We start from the raw sequence: 17,362 nt of genomic DNA on the forward strand, positions 1-17,362 counted from the left end.
GACGTGATGCTGGTGCTGCTGATCATGCTGATCATCACGATTCCAATCCAGATGCACTCGGTGAAGATGAATCTGCCGGTGGACAATCCGCCGCCGCCGAGCGCACCGCCGCCGGTCGTGCAGGTGAACGTGAATGCCGACGGCAGCCTCACGTGGAACGGCGCGCCTGTGAAGGTGGGCGCGGATCTCGAGCGGCATATGGCCGGGGTCGCGGCACAGCCGCAGCAGGCGGAAATCCATCTGCTGCCCGACCGGCTCGCGGCGTATCGCGACGTCGCCGCCGTGCTGGCCGCCGCGCAACGCGAGGGCGCGACTAAAATCGGACTGGTCGGCAATGAACGGTACGTGCAGTAAGGTGTATCGCGTGCACTGACACGACGCCAATCCACCCTTCGCCAGCAGCGTGACCGGGAAACGCCATGAGCACCCTCCATAACGAAATCGATCTGGATGCCGACGGTCGTCACGTAGGCTATCTGCGCCTGCCTTACTCGGTTCACCGCTCCGCCTATGGATGGATTCCGATTCCCATCGCGTCGGTCCGCAACGGCGAGGGACCGGTCGTCGTGGTGATGGGTGGCAACCATGGCGACGAATACGAAGGACAGGTCCTCGTATCCAGCCTGATCCGCGACATCGAGCCGCAATGGGTGCGCGGACAACTGATTTTCCTGCCGATGGCGAATTTTCCCGCCGCCGCCGCGGGGCTCAGAACGTCGCCGCTCGACGGCGGCAATCTGAACCGCAGCTTTCCCGGCGATCCAGCCGGGCCGCCGACGGCCGCGATTGCCGATTACATCGAAAACACGCTGCTCGCGCGCGCACAGTATCTGATCGACCTGCATTCGGGCGGCAGTTCGCTGCTCTACGACGGCGCTAACATGCTCGCCATCGAGCCGCGCGATGCCGACGAAGCGCAACGGCTCAAAGCCTTGCTGGCGGCATTCGGCTTGCCGCGGGCTTTCCTGCACCCGGCCAATCCGGTTCATGCGGCCAGCGCCGCGCGCCGGCAAGGCGCCATTTCCATCCTGACCGAACTCGGCGGCGGCGGTACCGTGCAAGCGCGCCTGTTGCGCGATGCGCGGCACGGCTTGCTGAATCTGCTGTCGTTCATCGGTCTGCTGAGCGGTCCCCTCGTGCCGGACGGGCCGCCGGGTACGACGCAGTTCTACAAGGTGTCGGGTTCGCGCCACTACGTCTATGCGTACGAGCGCGGGGTGTACGAACCGCTCGTCGAACTCGGTGAGCAGGTCAGCGCAGGTCAGCCGGCCGCACGCATCCACTTCCCCGATACTCCGCTGCGTGAACCGGTGACGGCCAGCTTTGCAGGCAATGGCGTGGTGGTCTGTCAACGCGTACCGGCAGCGGTCGAACGGGGCGACTGCCTGTTTCATCTGGCCGAGCCGGTTTGAATATAAACCGCATACGCTTCGTAAAGCTTTATTAATATTCGAAAGTCTATTGAAATAATTTAAAGCGGATATTGGAAAATAATCCGCTGCGTTGTCGCCGCAATTCCAGAGAATTAGATATACGGTTTTACGGGAATAACGATTCGCTAATTGTTTGGTTCTGCCGCGATTGACTGGCTGTTATCTTTCTTCCCGTCCGGGACCCTGTTATTGGCCTCGATAACGGCATCAACCGCTAATGCGTTAATCGTTATTTTCCATGACCTACGAGATTGTCGATACTACGTTGCTGGCGCCCGTGGCCGGGCCATTATTGAAAGCGCTGGAAATCGAATACGCCACCCGCTATAGCGAATTCAGAAAAGACAGCGCGGCGTCGGCCAGTGAAGAGTTATTGCGTTATCCCGCCGAACTGTTCGCGCCGCCCGAAGGCGCATTCATCGTGATCGTGCGCGACGGGCAAACCATCGCAGGCGGCGCCTTCAAACGCTACGACGCCACCACCGCAGAACTCAAACGCATCTGGACGCACGCCGGCGAACGCCGGCAGGGACTGGCGCGTCGCGTGGTGGAGGAACTCGAAAAACGTGCGCGGCAGCAAGGTTATCGCCGCGTGTATCTGACCACCGGATTCAAGCAGCCGGAGGCGGCCGGACTCTACGCCAGCCTGGGTTACGAACCGCTCTTCGACCGCGCGATTGCCCCGGAGATCCATTTCCGTCTGCCGTTCGGCAAGGACTTGCTCGAACCCGGTCGCGTGGAGTCGCTGCGCGACCTGACGCGCGCCGAGCCGCTCGGGCAGCGTTGATTCACACGCCCCTCGCGGCACCGACCGGCGACTGCCCGCTCGGTGCCGCAGACCTGCGAACCGCTGACCCGCGCTTCGCTTGACTACAACAACGCATTTCAACAGGGCACGCCCACTCATGAAACCAAGCCGCACCCTACGCCCGGCGCTCGCCGCAGCGTTCGCTGTATTCGCCATGGGACTCGCCGGCAGCGCTTTCGCGGCCGCTAGCACGAACACCTACAACCTGAGTGCAGACCAGCACGATCTCGTGCGCGCCACGGCCAATGCCGCCGCCATCAAGGCGGTGCCCGCCGGCTTCCATTTCGTCGACAAGGACACGCTGACGGTCGGCATGGCCGTCGCCTTCCCGCCGCTCAGCACGTATGCGACCGACGGCAAAACCGTGGTCGGGTTCGACCCGGAGCTCGCGCAACTGGTGGCCGACAGTCTCGGTCGCAAGCTGAAAATCGTCCCGTTGGCGTGGGAGGACTGGCCGCTCGCCGTGCAGTCGGGCAAGGTCGACGCGGTGATCTCGAACGTGACCGTCACCGAAGAGCGCAAGCAGAAGTTCGACTTCTCGACGTACCGCCGTGACGTGCTGGGCTTTTACGTGACCGACTCGAGTCCGATCCGGTCGATCAAGGCGCCGAAAGACGTCGCCGGTCTGCGCGTGATTACCGACTCGGGCACGAATCAGGAAAAGATCCTGCTCGCGTGGGACAAGGAGAACGTGGCGCACGGACTCAAGCCGGTGCAGATCCAGTATTACGACGACCCGGCCGTGCGCGACGTGGCGCTGCGCTCCGGGCGCGCCGACGTGATTCTCAGCGTCAACTCGGGACTCGCTTACGCGGCCGCGCAACGCGGCGGCATCCGTTCGGTGGGCACGATCAGCGGCGGCTGGCCGATTCAGGCCGACGTCGCCATCACGACGCGCAAGGGCAGCGGACTCGACGTGCCGCTCACGCTGTTGCTGAACGATCTGATTCAGGGCGGCAAATATAGCCAGGTGCTGAATCGCTGGCATCTCGGCGACGAAGCAGTCGATAAAGCGCAAACCAACCCGCCCGGGTTGCCGAAGAGCTGAGAGAGCGGCAGCGCAGCGCTGCCGTTCGTCGAAGCCGGTTATTCCTTTCCAACGATTGAAGCAGGTCTGGCGCACGGTTGCCTGTCGGCCCGTGTGCTGGAGCGGTGTATCCACACATAACTAACGGGGCAGTCGATGCGTGCGAAGCAAACAGGGAATCAAGCCGTAGAGCCAACGCTGAAAGTTCGTAGAACCATGCTGTCTCTTGCCGTGCTGGCCATCACGTGCAACGGCGCGGCATGGGCACAGAGCGCGCCCGCGCCGGTGCAGGCGAGCGATGCCACCGCTTCTTCGGGGACTACGCCGTCGCCTGCGAAGTCCACGGGCACGGTAGATACGGTGCAGCAGGACACCGTCGTCGTGACGGGCACGCGCACCGACACGAAGGCGAGCAGGAGCCTGACGCCGGTGGACGTGATCAGCGGCGCGCAGTTGCGCTCGACCGGCCAGACCAATCTGCGCGACGCGCTCACGCAACTCTCGCCCTCCATCACCCACGAGAGTTATGCGGGCGACGCGGCCGTGCTGACCGACGCGCTCACGCTGCACGGCCTGAGCCCGGACCACGTGCTCGTGCTGGTGAACGGCAAGCGCCGTCATACCACGGCAAATATCGCGCTCGATGGCGGCCTGAACCAGGGTTCGACGGGCGTCGACATCGACATGATTCCGGTCGGTCTCATCGATCACATCGAAGTGCTGCGCGACGGCGCCGCCGCGCAATACGGTTCCGATGCGATTGCCGGTGTGATCAACATCATTCTGAAAAGAAACTCGCACGGCGGCGAAGTGCAGTCGACCACCGGGCAAACCTACGGTGGCGACGGCCTGAAGAACAGCGAGTCCGCCACCATCGGTCTCGACCTGGGCGGCAAGGGCTTTCTCGACCTGAGCGCGGAATACGACCGCCAGAACCATACGATCCGCACCGGCCAGGACGATTATTTCGGCACCTTCCAGCCGGGCCACGGTTACTACAATCCGATCGAAGGCGACCCGGCCAGCACGCGCGAATCGATCGGCTATAACGCGGGCTATTACATCGGCGACGACGTCGAGCTGTACGGTTTCGGCACCTATGCGCACCGCAATGCGCAGGCGTACCAGAACTACCGCCCGCCAACGGTCCTGCCGAGCGTCTATCCCGACGGTTTCGTGCCGCGCGAGACGATCAACGAGAACGACTACTCGGTCACCACGGGGATCAAAGGTCAGAACCTGTTCGGCTGGTCGTGGGACCTGAGCACGACCTATGGCGGCGACCACGAGGTGGTCGGCATGGAGAATTCGGCCAATACCGGGCTGTACGCGGTGCAAGGCTACACACCGTCCACGTTCCATCTGTCGACCGTCAGCAACACGCAACTGACCAACAACCTCGACTTCTCGCGAGCGTTCCAGTTGCCGCTGTTGCCGGCACCGGTCAACGTGTCGTGGGGCGCGGAGCAGCGTCGCGAAACCTACTCGGTCGGCCCGGGCGATTACGCGTCGTATATCGAGGGCGGCTCGCAGGCCTTGCCGGGTCTCGCACCGGTTAGCGGCAGCGACAACTCGCGCAACGTGCTCGGCACCTATATCGACCTCTCGACCCATCTCGCGCCGAAATGGACGGTCGACGTGGCGGGCCGCTTCGAGCACTACAGCGACGTCGGCAGCACGACCAACGGCAAGCTCTCGACGCGCTACGATTTCACGCCGGCCTTCGCGATACGCGGCAGCGTCAGCACGGGCTTTCGCGCGCCGTCGCTCGCCGAGGAGTACTACAGCAACGTGAACGAGTCGCCGGCTTCGGTGAGCGGCCTGCTGGCGGCCAATTCGGCGGCGGCCCGGCTGATCGGCGCACAACCGCTGCAGTCGGAAAAGTCGACCAACTACAACATCGGCTTCGTGCTGACGCCGGCCAAAGATCTGCACCTCACGCTCGACGCGTATCAGATCGATATCCGCAATCGCATCGTGGAAGGCGGTACAGCGTCGGGCGCCGACGCCATCGCTGCGATGAACGCGGCCGGACTCTCCATACCGGGCACGGTGCCGCTCTCCGCGGTGTCGGCAAGTTACTTCACGAACGGCGCGAGCACGCGAACCCGCGGTCTCGATCTCACCGGTACCTATCACACCGGCTTCGGCGCCTACGGTCAGGTGGACTGGGACTTCGGCGTGAACGTCAACACCACCTCGGTCACGCACGTGGCGACCGGCGCGAATGGCCAGCCCGAACTCAACGCGCAGCAGGTGTCATGGCTGAGCACGTCGACGCCGAAGAACAAGATCATCATCGGCGGCACGTGGCGACTCGACAAATGGGGCGTGTCGCTGCACGAGACGCGTTATGGCTCGACCAGTGCCGAGGAAACCTACATCGTCGGCCCGAATGCGTTCTCGACGACGCAGTTCCTGCATTTCACGAACGCCGCGCGCTACATCACCGACGTCGAAGTCCGCTACGACGTCACGAAGAAATTCCAGATCGCGATCGGTGCGAACAACCTGTTCGACGTGTACCCGAGCAAGCTGCCTTATGCGGCACAGCTCGAAGGGGCGCAATACGATGCGTTCGGCTCGACCATCGGCGTGAACGGCGGCTTCTATTACGCACGCGCTCGCTACGCGTTCTGATTTTTTCCTTATATGCATAGCAAAATTCGCTCGAACGAAATCGTGTGGCCGTAGCGATAATGGCCAGGCGGTGGAGCTCGGCGGATTTCCGCAAATTTTTCTTCGCTGCGCTTGCAGTGCAGCGAAAGGGGCTGATATGTCCTACTCACTTTCGATTCTCGACAAGAGTCCGATAGCCGACGGCACGACTGCCGCCGATGCGTTGCGCTTCACGACACGGCTCGCGCAGCGTGCCGAAGCGTTGGGATATGCGCGGTACTGGATCGCCGAACATCATGGCGCGCCCGGCCTCGCCAGTTCGGCACCGGAAATCGTGGTCGCGCATCTGCTCGCGCATACTTCGCGCATCCGGGTCGGCTCGGGCGGCGTGATGCTTCAGCATTACAGCCCGTTCAAGGTGGCCGAGCAGTTCCGCGTGCTGGCCTCGCTCGCGCCGGGCCGCGTAGATCTCGGGGTCGGCAAGGCGCCGGGTGGATTGCCGCTCACCACGCGGGCGCTGCAAGCGCATCACGACAAAACCAGCAAGGCCGAATTCGCGGAGCGTTTCGCCGAACTGGATGCGTTTCTCCATACCGGCGTCGACGAGAATCATCCGCTCGCGGGTGCAATTGCCCTGCCCTCGCCGCCCGAGCCGGTTCAGGGCGTGCTGCTGGGTGCGAGTCCCGGGAGCGCTGCGCTGGCGGCGAAACAGGGCTGGCATTTCTGCTATGCCGGCCACTTCAATCGCGACGAACAGAATCTCGCGCGCTCCATCGACACCTATCGCAGTGCGACGGGACGCACGCCGTTGCTCGCGCTCTATGCGCTGGCCGGTCAATCCAAGGCCGAGGCCGAGCGTCATGTCGGCCCACTGCGCATTTTCAGGCTGCAGCTCGCGACCGGGCAAAGCGTGAATCTGCCGAGCCCGGAAGCGGCCAAAGAGTTCGCGCGGCAAACCGGCGTGAGCGATTACCGCCTCGACGAGTTGCATCCGCATCTTCTGACCGGCACGGCGGATGAGGTGCGGCAGGAACTCGATGCGCTGCATGAGCGTTTCGGCATCGAAGAATTCGTCATCGACACGCCGGTCGCCGACTACGCGCTGCGTCTCACGTCGATCGAAGCGCTGGCCGGTGTGCAGCAGGCCGCCCAGGTCTGAATTCATTCCCGACATTCAGTCCCGCTATTCCCGCAAAACGGACAACACCATGACCCAGAAAAATCTGACCTTCGGCATCATGCTGCACGGCGCAGGCGGCCACATGAATTCGTGGAAGCACCCGGCCGGGCCGGCCGATGCGAGCGTGAATCTCGACTTCGTCACCGGCATCGCGCAGAAGGCCGAAGCCAATGGCATTGCCTTCGCATTCGTCGCAGACGGCCTGTATATCAACGAGAAGTCGATCCCGCACTTCCTGAACCGTTTCGAGCCGATCTCGATCCTCTCCGCGCTCGCCACCGCGACCTCGAAGATCGGTCTTGCCGGCACGCTTTCCACGTCTTATAGCCACCCGTTCACGGTGGCGCGCCAGTTCGCCTCACTCGATCTGATCAGCGGCGGGCGGGCCGGCTGGAACGTCGTGACCTCGCCGCTCGAAGGCTCCGCGAAAAATTACGGCGGCGAGCATCCGGATCACGAGTTGCGCTACGAGATCGCCGACGAATATCTGGAAGTGGTGCAAGGCCTGTGGGACAGCTGGGACGACGACGCCTTCGTGCGTGAGCGCGACACCGGTCGCTTCTTCGACCGCGACAAACTGCGCACGCTGAATCACAAGGGGCGCTTTTTCGAGGTGGCGGGGCCAATCAATATTCAGCGCTCGCCGCAAGGACAGCCGGTAATCTTCCAGGCGGGCGCTTCCGATTCCGGCATTGCGCTGGCCGGCAAGTATGCCGACGCGGTGTTCACGCATTCGCCGTCGCTCGAGGAAACAAAGGCGTTTACCGACACGGTCCGCCAGAGCGCGGTCGAACACGGCCGCGCGGCGAGCGACGTGAAAATCTTCCCGGGCATCGGACCGATTGTCGGCGCAACCCAGGCCGAAGCCGAAGCGAAATATCGGGCGATTCGCGACCTGCTGAGCATCGACGAAGCGCTGGCCTATCTCGGGCGTTTCTTCGAACACCACGACTTCACGCAATACCCGCTCGACGAACCGTTTCCCGAACTCGGCGAACTCGGCACCAACAGCTTCCGCTCGACGACCGATCGCATCAAGGCCGACGCACGGCGCAACGGCTCGACGTTGCGCGAGGTCGCGCTGGAAGTCGCGACCCCCAAAACGCAGTTCATCGGCACGGGCGAGCAGGTGGCCGACGAACTCATTCGCTGGTTCGATGCCGGAGCGTCCGACGGTTTCATTCTGGGCTTCCCGGTGCAGGCGGAAGGTTTCGCGGACTTCGTCAAGTACGTGATTCCGGTTCTGGAAGCGCGGGGCCGTTACAGCCGCACGCTGAGCGGGACGACGCTGCGCGATCACCTCGGCTTGCCGCGACGCGAAAGCCGTTACGCCACGGCAGAAACGGCATGACCCACGTCTGGCCACGCAGGAGGACCGCATCTTGAACGACACGACTCAGCCGCTGGGCTCTCACGCGCACGGCGGCCATCCACCCGCCGGGTCCGACGGACCCGAATACGCGCAATACCGCATCGTGCCGGCGAAACATCACGGGCGCACCGCCGGCACCGTGCTGGCCGTCGTGGTTATCGGCATCGTGCTCGAATCGGTGCTCGGCAATCCGCGCTGGGGCTGGGACGTGTTCGTGCAGTGGTTTTTCGCTGAGCCGGTGCTCTCGGCGCTCGGCCGCACGCTGTTGCTGACTGCGATCAGTGCGCTATTCGGCTTTGCGTTTGCCGTGCCGCTGGCACTCGCGCGGGTCTCGGGATCGCCCTTGCTCGCGGCCTGCGCGTGGGCCTTCATCTGGCTGTTCCGCTCCATTCCGCCGATCGTGCTCCTGCTGTTGCTGAACAACGTCGGCTATCTGTACGAGACCATCTGGATCGGCGTGCCGTTCACGCACATCACGTTGCTGAATGCGTCGACCACCGACCTCATCAGCCCGTTTTTCGCCGCTGTGCTCGGCCTGTCGTTGAACCACGCGGCGTTTTCGGCGGAAGCGATTCGCGGCGGCATCCTGTCCGTCGATCACGGGCAGCGCGAAGCGGCCGCCGCGCTCGGTCTGCCGGGTCGCCGTCAGGTGCGCCGCATCGTGTTGCCGCAAGCCATGCGCGCGATTCTGCCGACCGCGTTCAACGACGTGATCGGTCTCGCGAAGGGCACCTCCGTCGTCTACATTCTCGCGATGCCGGACCTGTTCTACACGGTGCAGATCATCTACCACCGTAACCTCGAAGTGATTCCCCTGCTGATGGTCGCCACGGTCTGGTATCTCGTCATTCTCACCGTGCTGTCGGCCATCCAGGTGCATATCGAGCGCTTCTACGCGCGCGGCGCGACCCGCGAGCCGGTGACGGCCGCGCCGCTTGCCGCTTTGTTCGGCCGCTGGCGCAGCGCGCGGGCGGCGCGCCGGGAAGTCGCCGCCACCTCGCCTTCGCAGCAGGCGGAGAACGGAACGGCTACCGGCGCAGGCGGCTGGGCCCAGCGACGCGTGGGCGGCAAGGTCGGGATCCGCAACGTCAGCAAGAGCTTCGGTCCGCTGAAGGTGCTCGACAATGTGTCTCTGGCTTTCCCGTCGGGCAGCGTCACGGTGATTCTCGGGCAGTCCGGCTCGGGCAAGTCCACGCTGCTGCGCTCCATCAATCATCTCGAACGCATCGACGCGGGCTTCATCGATATCGACGGCGAACTGGTCGGCTATCGCCGCGAAGGACGCACGCTGTATGAACTGAAAGAGCGCGACATTCTGCAACGGCGCCGCGCCGACGTCGGCATGGTGTTCCAGAGCTTCAACCTGTTTCCCCATCTGAGCGTGCTCGACAACGTGGTCGAAGCGCCGCTCGCGGCCGGCGTGCCGCGCGGTCAGGCCGAAGCGGAAGCACGGGCCCTGCTCGCGCGCGTGGGACTGGCGGGTAAGGCCGATGCGTGGCCGCGGCAGTTGTCCGGTGGCCAGCAGCAACGCGTGGCCATCGCCCGCGCGCTCGCGCTCAAGCCGAAGGTATTGCTGTTCGACGAGCCCACCTCGGCACTCGATCCCGAACTCGTCAACGAGGTGCTCGACGTGATCCGTCAACTCGCGCGCTCGGGCACGACCCTGATCGTCGTCACGCACGAGATCGGCTTCGCGCGCGAGGTGGCGGACACGGTCGTGTTCATGGATGGCGGTCGCGTCGTCGAAGTGGGCACGCCCGCTCGTGTCCTTGGCGATCCGTCTCATCCGCGCACGCGCGAATTCCTCTCCAAGGTGCTCTGATCCCATGCGCAAAGAACGAAGACGACAAGCCACCGAAGCGATCCGGTCCGTGAAAACGCGCCGACGGTTTTTACTCGACCTGCCCGCCCTGCTCGCGTTGCCCGTAAGCTGGCACGCCGACCTCGCGCAGGCAGTGACGCAATCGTACGATTTCAGCGCTGGGCAGACGGGCCGCGTGCATGCGCCGAAAGACCCGCAGGCCATCCGCTCTCTCGCGAACTACCGGTTCGTCGAAGCGGGTGTGTTCACGGTGGCGGTCGCGCCGTTCGCCCCACCCATTGCCACTTACGCGACGGACGCCCGCACCATTGTCGGCGCCGACCCGGATTACGCGCAGCTCATCGCCGATTCGTTGGGCCTGCGTCTCGTACTCGTACCGGTCGCGTGGCCGGACTGGCCGCTCGGCCTCGCATCGGGGAAATACGACGCGGTGATCTCCAATGTCGGCATCACGGAAAAACGCAAGCAGAAGTTCGATTTCACGACGTATCGGCAGGGCGTGCACGGCTTTTTCGTGGCACAGACCAGCAAGATCCGCTCGATTCGCGAGCCGCGCGATATTGCCGGGCTGCGCCTGATCACCGGATCGGGCACGATTCAGGAGCGCATCCTGCTCGAATGGAACCGGCGTAATGCGGCGCAGGGGCTCAAGGAGGCCACCTTGCAGTATTACGACGACCGGGCTTCCGAGCGGCTCGCGCTGCTGTCGGGCCGTGCCGATGCCATCTTCGATCCGCATGGCCCCTTGTCTTACGAGGCCGCGACGCAAGGGAAAATCCGCGAGGTCGGCACGGTCAACGCGGGTTGGCCACTGAAGGCCGACGTCGCCATTGCGACGCGTAAAGGCAGCGGCCTTGCCGCCGTGCTCACGCAGACCACCAACACGCTGATTCACGACGGCCAATATCGCACGGCGCTAGCCCGTTGGGGTTTGCAGTCGGAGGCGGTCGATCGTTCCGAAACCAATCCGCCGGGATACCCGGACGCCTGACTCGCCGCGCGTGTCGACTAGTGCGCCGTGATGAATCAATAGAACCTGAGAGAACTGCCGTATGTGTGCCGTGCGAATCGATCACGTTGCTTTCCTGAGCCCGGGCAATTATCCGGAAGACCCCACCGCCGGAGACGACGCCCCCTACACCGGCTTCGAACAGACCCTTGCGCTGTTCGCCGCCGGCGAAGCGTTGGGTTTCGACAGTGCGTGGGTGCGCCAGCGTCATCTGGAGCGCGCGGTGTCGTCGTCGGCCACGTTTCTGGCGGCGGCGAGTCAACGGACCTCGCGCATTGGACTCGGCGTGGCCGTGATCCAGATGGGCTACGAGAACCCGTTCCGTCTCGCCGAAGACCTGGCCACCGTCGACGTGCTCTCGCGTGGCCGTCTGAATGTCGGGCTGAGTGCGGGCGCGCCGGCGCATGGCATTCTGCTCGGCGACCGCCTGTTCGATTCGAATCCGGAGCTGGTCGACTTCTCGTATGCCCGCGTCGAGCGCTTGCGGCGCAATCTGGCGGGCGACTGGCTGGGCGATGAAGATGCCTTCGTCGAATCCGCCGCAGGCCGCGTGCGGCCTCGCGTGACGCCGTATGCGTCCGGCCTGACCGAGCGGCTCTGGTATGGGGGCGGTTCGCTGCGTTCCGTCGAATGGGCCGGTCGCAACGGCTTCAATCTGTTGATCGGCAACATCACCACGGGCGACGGCACCGACGACTATCGCGACGCACAATTGCGTCAGCTCGACCTGTATCGCTCGCAGTGGAGCAAGGCCGATGAGGCTCAGAAGGCCCACAAGTCACGCGTGCCGCGTGTGGCCTTAGGTCGTGTGATCGTGCCGACGGACGGCGCGGATGCCGCGACACGGCAGCGCTACCGCGACTTCGCAGCGGGCCGACATGCCCGCACGCTGGCACCGCAAGGCGACAGGCGCACGCTGTTCGTGCCCGACCTCGTCGGCTCGTCCGACGAAATCGTGAGCCGCCTGCTCGACGATCCGGTGCTCGCGCAGGTCGGCGAACTGCGGCTCGAATTACCCTACGCCTTGCCGTTCGAGAACTACCAGCAGATCATCGAGGATTTTATTACCCGTATCGCGCCGGAACTCGGCTGGCGGCCGACGGCCGCTCCCGGAATCATCGCCGCGTAGCCGTGGCGGACATAGTCGCATGCACCGCATGACGAAGACACCGAACAACAGAAGGAACAGACCGATGGACGTGCAATTGGCCACGCGCAAGGATGACAGTGAGAGGGAGCCGGAGACGCCAGCGCCGGACGAGAACCATGACCGCTTCGTGTATGTATCGGTGCACGATCCGCTGGCCCGTCCTTTACTGGACGATCTGGCCTACGAATACTCGAGCCGTTACGCAGGGCTGATCGATCTGGAGGAAATCGCCAAAGAGATGAAGCGCTATCCCGCCGAGGCCTTCACGCCGCCGCAAGGCGCCTTCGTTTTGCTGTTGCGCGACGGGCAGCCGATTGCCGGCGGCGCCTTCATGCCGCACGAGGATGCCGGCACGACCGAATTCAAACGCATCTGGGCGAGCCGTGCGCATCGCCGTCAGGGATTGGGGCGCCGCGTGCTGGCGGAGCTGGAAAGTCAGGCGCGTCGCCAGGGTTATACGCGCGTGTATCTGGGCACGGGACCGCGTCAACCCGAAGCGGTCGCCATGTATCTGGCGAATGGCTATACGTTGCTGTCTTCACATGACTTCGGTGAGGAAGAGCCGCCGGGGGTGCTGTTCGAGAAGGATTTGAACAAGAAAGCAACGCCCGGGAATTTGTCTAAAGAATAACGAAAGCTCGCCATAACGGGCACGAAGCGAAATCTGCAGATGAACCCGTCCGGCTTTGGCTGTTTCATTGTCGAATCGGAAGTCACCGCATCTCTACAGATCTCTTCGCTGCTGCCGTTAAGCCGTGGTCAGCCCGCGCAATGTATCGCGGTTGCCCCCTTCGCGAGCCTTCATGAAACTCAGCCTGAAAATCCCCCTGGCCTTTGCCGCCGTCCTTCTTTTCATGTTTAGTGGCGCGCTCTACGGCATTTTTGCCCTTAACCGCTCTCTCGATGCCTACAGCACCACGGTGCAGCAAAACGTTGCCAACGAACGGATGGTCGCAGCGACGCTGGTCGCCTTCAAGTTGCAAGTGCAGGAGTGGAAAGACACCCTCCTGCGCGGCAAGGATCCGGCCAAACTCGATCAATACTGGAGCGCATTCCAGACCCGCGAGAAAACTGTCGATAAGCTTGCAGCGGAGTTGAAGACGACGCTGCCCGTAGGCGACAGTCGCGCCCTGATCGACCAGTTCGCGACCGCGCATGTCTCCATGGGCGACGGGTATCGAAAGGGATTCGAAGCTTTCAAGTCGTCCGGCTTCGAGCCGTCAGCGGGCGATCAGGCGGTGGCCGGCGTAGACCGGGAACCGGCGGCATTGCTCGAACAGGCCGCGAACAGAATCTCGGCGGATAGCGCGCAAGTCGCGGCCACCGCCGCCATCGACGCGCGTCACGCGACCGAGGCCAGCATATCGATCATGCTGGCCGTGCTGGCGTTGGGAATGATCGGCGGGTTTCTGTTCAGCCGTTCGGTCTCGCGTCCACTAGGTCGTGCACTCGGTTGCGCGCGTGCGGTCGCGACCGGCGATCTCTCGCTCGACTTCGACTCGAGCGGCAAGGACGAGATTGCACAACTGCTCAACGCATTGAAGGACATGCAGTCGAGTCTCTCGCAAGTGGTTTCCAGAGTACGCAGTAACGCCGAGGGCGTTGCTGTTGCCAGCGCTGAAATTGCGGCGGGCAACCTCAGCCTGTCATCGCGCACGGAGGAGCAGGCGGCTTCGCTGGAGGAGACGGCGGCCAGCATGGAGGAACTGACCGCAACCGTGCGTCATAACGCCGAGAATGCGCGCAACGCTTCCGCGCTTGCCGAGAACGCATCGAGCACCGCGTCACGCGGCGGCAACGTGATGGACGATGTGATCCAGACGATGCACGGCATTGCCGACAGTTCGAACAAGGTCACGGAAATCATCGCGGTGATCGATGGAATTGCGTTTCAGACCAACATTCTCGCGCTCAACGCGGCGGTCGAGGCGGCTCGCGCCGGCGAACAGGGCCGCGGGTTCGCCGTCGTGGCCGCCGAGGTACGCACCCTCGCTCAGCGCAGCGCTACGGCTGCAAAAGAAATCAAAGGACTGATCGCCCAATCGACCGAGCGCGTGGATGCCGGCTCGGCGCTGGTCAGCGGCGCCGGGCAGATCATCGTGGATATCGTGGAGTCGGTGCAACGAGTCACGACTATCGTCGGCGAGATTTCCTCGGCTTCGCAGGAGCAGAGCACGGGCATCGAACAGGTCAACACCGCGGTGACGCAAATGGACGAAGTGACGCAACAGAACGCCGCGCTGGTGGAACAGGCTTCAGCGGCTGCCCAGGCCCTCGCGGAGCAGGCTCATTCGCTTCGCGAAGCCGTGTCGGTATTCAAGTTGCGCGCCGAGTCGGCACCGGTTCAAAGTCGTCGGCTTCCTGGAACGCACGGCGTGCCTGGAAGGTACCTCGGGGTGGCATGATGGTCGGGAACCGCCCGCATTTGCGACTCTTCGCAATTCTGTCACGATGTTCCGGTATGACGCTTGATGCGTCATTGTCTTCGCACAAAGGTTACGTCCAGATACACCGATGAAGTGCGATTCAAGTGGCGATTTACCGAGTTGGCTTAAAGACTTCCAAACCGCACACTTGACTCCCGTACATGCCCTCAGCTCAACTTCTCCCACAGGGGATGACTCACACATTGGGTGTTGGCCGGCTGATCGCCTCAAAGCAACTGTCGGCCTTTTTCCAACCTATCGTCAGGCTCGCGGACGGTGCTGTCATTGGCCACGAAGCATTGTTACGCGGACCTGCCGGAACACCTTTCGAACAGCCCCACTCACTCTTTTCGCAGGCCGAACGCGAAGGACTTTCCATCGAACTGGAACACGTCGCGGCGCATCTCGGGATCACCGCCTATGCAACCGCGCCGCGAGACCTCCTTCTGTTCGTCAATTACAGTGCGCCCGCGATTCGCTCACTCGGGTCACCGGACCATGACAGGCTGCTTTCGAACCTGATCGATGCGGTGGCGCACCCGCTGGTGATCGAAGTGACCGAGCGCAGTGAAATCGGCAACCTGCAACAATTTGGCACCGTCATCGAGGCAATGCGCGGCGCGGGCTATAAAGTCGCGCTCGACGACTACGGCGTCGAGAATGCGTCGATGAGCCTGTGGGTTCACCTCGCGCCTCACTTCGTTAAAGTCGACCGGTTTTTCATTCATGGGATTGCCTGGGACGCACTCAAGTTCGAGGCAGTCAAGTCGATGGTCGCCTTTGCACGAGCAAGCGGTTCGCAACTGATCGCAGAGGGCATCGAACACCATGCCGATCTCCGGATAATTCGCGATCTCGGCATATCTTATGGTCAGGGTTTTTTGCTCGGACGCCCTGCCGCGAGACCGGCGCTGGAGATTTCGCGAGACGCGTCGAGCACACTCGATTCGCAGCAGATTGCAGTTTATCCGGGGCGAGCGCACTCCGATATTCGCGCGAACAAGGTGCACAGTTTTCTCGACTCGGTCCTCGTCGACGCGCCGCCTTTGACGGTTCGCTCGCTCAACGACGATGTCGTGCAATTGTTCAACCTGCATCCCGCGCTTCACGCGCTGCCGGTCCTCGACGCCGGCAAACCGGTTGGTTTGATCAACCGTCGCTCTTTCATGGATCAATACGCGTTGCCCTACCATCGGGAACTGTTCGGAAGACGCCCGTGCATGCAATTTGCGAATCGCGAGCCGGTCGTGCTCGAGCGTACGGCAAGCATCGATCAGGTAGCGCGACTCCTGACGGGCGACGAGCAACACATGCTGTCCGATGGCTTTATCGTGATCGAGCAGGAACGGTACCTTGGACTCGTGCCCGGTATCAGCGTGGTTCGCGCGGTGACCGAGCTTCGTCTGGAGTCGGCCCGGCATGCCAACCCGTTGACCTTCCTGCCCGGCAACCTTCCGCTAGGCGCTCATATCGACAGGCTCATCGCCAGTGGCGCGACATTCGTTGCCTGCTATGCCGACCTCGATCATTTCAAGCCGTTCAACGACCGGTATGGATACTGGCAAGGCGACGAACTGCTCAAGATGGCAGCGACCACCCTTGCGTCGGCGTGCGAGCCGACGCGGGACTTTCTGGGCCACATCGGCGGAGATGATTTTCTGGCTCTGTTCCAGAGCGACGACTGGGAAATCAGGCTTCACCATGCTATCCAGTCGTTCAACCTCTCGGTCACCGACTTCTACTCGGCGGAGGACAAAATCGCGGGTGGGATAGGCGGCGAAGACCGCTCGGGCCGTCAGGCATTTTTTGGCTTCGTGCGAATGTCCGTCGGGGCGATCGCGGTTCCTTCATTCGCTGCTCGCAGCGCCGCCGAGCTTAGCGCTGCCGCGTCGGCAGTGAAGCGCCTCGCCAAGAAAGACAGCATCGGCTTCGTCAAGCTCGACCTGGTGGAGGCTTTGTGCGACCGGTGACTAACCTGCCTTGAACCGGTCCAGCTCACGCAGCGCACGCAGTGCACGAACACGCCCAATGGCTCGCGCAAGGGCATCATTTCCTCGCCGCGGCAGGAAATTGACGAAAGACTCCAGCGCCCGTTCATGCTCGACCAGCAGCAGTTCATTCTCAAAGATCTTTTCACTGTTCGGCAAGCGACTCCGGCAACAGTGGGCAGGCGAACTGGAAGGGATGCGCTTGCATATCGCGTCCATGCGCGAGCGCCTTCACTCCGTACTCACCTCGGCGGCGCCGGGCCGCGACTTCGACTACATCGTCAAACAACGCGGCATGTTCGCCTACACGGGTCTGTCGTCTGCCCAGGTCGCTCCGCTGCAGTCGGACTTCGGCGTGTTCGCGGTCTCGAGTGGACGCATCTGTGTGGCTGGTCTGAACCACTCGAACGTCGACTACGTAGCAGAAGCGTTCGCTCGTGTGATCCGATAACTCACATGCCTGGTCTTGACCGCTTACATGCTCTGCGAGCTTAACCAGTTGCCAGACCGTCACCGGTCTGGCAACCT

The 17,362-nt window shown here is 63.0% G+C and carries 15 protein-coding genes; 14 read left to right on the top strand and 1 reads right to left on the bottom strand.

Annotated elements, in window-relative coordinates; genetic code table 11:
• The 13 genes from FQ746_RS15365 to FQ746_RS15425 form a co-directional block, all read left to right on the top strand.
• Nucleotides 1–354, top strand: a 354-nt coding sequence (locus FQ746_RS15365) for an ExbD/TolR family protein (protein WP_144110222.1), incomplete at its 5' end; no start/stop codon positions are given.
• Nucleotides 355–419: 65 nt separating this feature from the next.
• A complete protein-coding gene (locus FQ746_RS15370; RefSeq protein ID WP_144110223.1) occupies nucleotides 420–1,412 on the top strand; it encodes a succinylglutamate desuccinylase/aspartoacylase family protein in 993 nt (330 codons plus the stop codon).
• Nucleotides 1,413–1,671: 259 nt separating this feature from the next.
• Complete coding sequence (locus tag FQ746_RS15375; protein ID WP_144110224.1) at nucleotides 1,672–2,220, top strand: GNAT family N-acetyltransferase; 549 nt, start codon at nucleotides 1,672–1,674, stop codon at nucleotides 2,218–2,220.
• A 118-nt stretch (nucleotides 2,221–2,338) separates the two neighbouring features.
• Nucleotides 2,339–3,289 carry an ABC transporter substrate-binding protein gene (locus FQ746_RS15380; protein ID WP_144110225.1) on the top strand — a complete coding sequence of 317 codons (951 nt, stop codon included), beginning with the start codon at nucleotides 2,339–2,341 and terminating at the stop codon, nucleotides 3,287–3,289.
• A gap of 195 nt (nucleotides 3,290–3,484) precedes the next feature.
• Entirely contained in the window at nucleotides 3,485–5,908 is a 2,424-nt protein-coding gene (locus FQ746_RS15385) for a TonB-dependent receptor plug domain-containing protein (protein WP_260854068.1), read from the top strand.
• Between the two features lie 136 nt (nucleotides 5,909–6,044).
• Complete coding sequence (locus FQ746_RS15390) at nucleotides 6,045–7,046, top strand: LLM class flavin-dependent oxidoreductase (protein WP_144110227.1); 1,002 nt, start codon at nucleotides 6,045–6,047, stop codon at nucleotides 7,044–7,046.
• A 49-nt stretch (nucleotides 7,047–7,095) separates the two neighbouring features.
• Nucleotides 7,096–8,418 carry an LLM class flavin-dependent oxidoreductase gene (locus FQ746_RS15395; RefSeq protein WP_144110228.1) on the top strand — a complete coding sequence of 441 codons (1,323 nt, stop codon included), beginning with the start codon at nucleotides 7,096–7,098 and terminating at the stop codon, nucleotides 8,416–8,418.
• Between the two features lie 31 nt (nucleotides 8,419–8,449).
• On the top strand, nucleotides 8,450–10,261 hold the full coding sequence (locus FQ746_RS35515) for an amino acid ABC transporter permease/ATP-binding protein (protein WP_409932402.1): 1,812 nt from the start codon (nucleotides 8,450–8,452) through the stop codon (nucleotides 10,259–10,261).
• 4 nt (nucleotides 10,262–10,265) lie between these two features.
• Nucleotides 10,266–11,252: an ABC transporter substrate-binding protein gene (locus FQ746_RS15405; RefSeq protein ID WP_144110229.1), complete on the top strand. Its 987-nt coding sequence runs from the start codon at nucleotides 10,266–10,268 to the stop codon at nucleotides 11,250–11,252.
• Nucleotides 11,253–11,313: 61 nt separating this feature from the next.
• Nucleotides 11,314–12,399 carry an LLM class flavin-dependent oxidoreductase gene (locus tag FQ746_RS15410; RefSeq protein WP_144110230.1) on the top strand — a complete coding sequence of 362 codons (1,086 nt, stop codon included), beginning with the start codon at nucleotides 11,314–11,316 and terminating at the stop codon, nucleotides 12,397–12,399.
• A gap of 64 nt (nucleotides 12,400–12,463) precedes the next feature.
• Nucleotides 12,464–13,051: a GNAT family N-acetyltransferase gene (locus FQ746_RS15415; protein ID WP_144110231.1), complete on the top strand. Its 588-nt coding sequence runs from the start codon at nucleotides 12,464–12,466 to the stop codon at nucleotides 13,049–13,051.
• A gap of 172 nt (nucleotides 13,052–13,223) precedes the next feature.
• Entirely contained in the window at nucleotides 13,224–14,825 is a 1,602-nt protein-coding gene (locus FQ746_RS15420) for a methyl-accepting chemotaxis protein (protein WP_144110232.1), read from the top strand.
• Between the two features lie 212 nt (nucleotides 14,826–15,037).
• Nucleotides 15,038–16,816 carry a phosphodiesterase gene (locus FQ746_RS15425; protein WP_144110233.1) on the top strand — a complete coding sequence of 593 codons (1,779 nt, stop codon included), beginning with the start codon at nucleotides 15,038–15,040 and terminating at the stop codon, nucleotides 16,814–16,816.
• Here FQ746_RS15425 and FQ746_RS35215 read toward each other — a convergent pair whose 3' ends face one another.
• Entirely contained in the window at nucleotides 16,817–16,993 is a 177-nt protein-coding gene (locus FQ746_RS35215) for a hypothetical protein (RefSeq protein ID WP_260854070.1), read from the bottom strand.
• Here FQ746_RS35215 and FQ746_RS35220 point away from each other — a divergent pair.
• Nucleotides 16,983–17,285 carry an aminotransferase class I/II-fold pyridoxal phosphate-dependent enzyme gene (locus FQ746_RS35220; RefSeq protein WP_409932403.1) on the top strand — a complete coding sequence of 101 codons (303 nt, stop codon included), beginning with the start codon at nucleotides 16,983–16,985 and terminating at the stop codon, nucleotides 17,283–17,285. The genes FQ746_RS35215 and FQ746_RS35220 overlap by 11 nt on opposite strands.
• The last annotated feature ends 77 nt before the right edge of the window (nucleotides 17,286–17,362 follow it).

The organism is Paraburkholderia sp. BCC1886 (assembly GCF_900996245.1).
GTDB lineage: Bacteria > Pseudomonadota > Gammaproteobacteria > Burkholderiales > Burkholderiaceae > Paraburkholderia.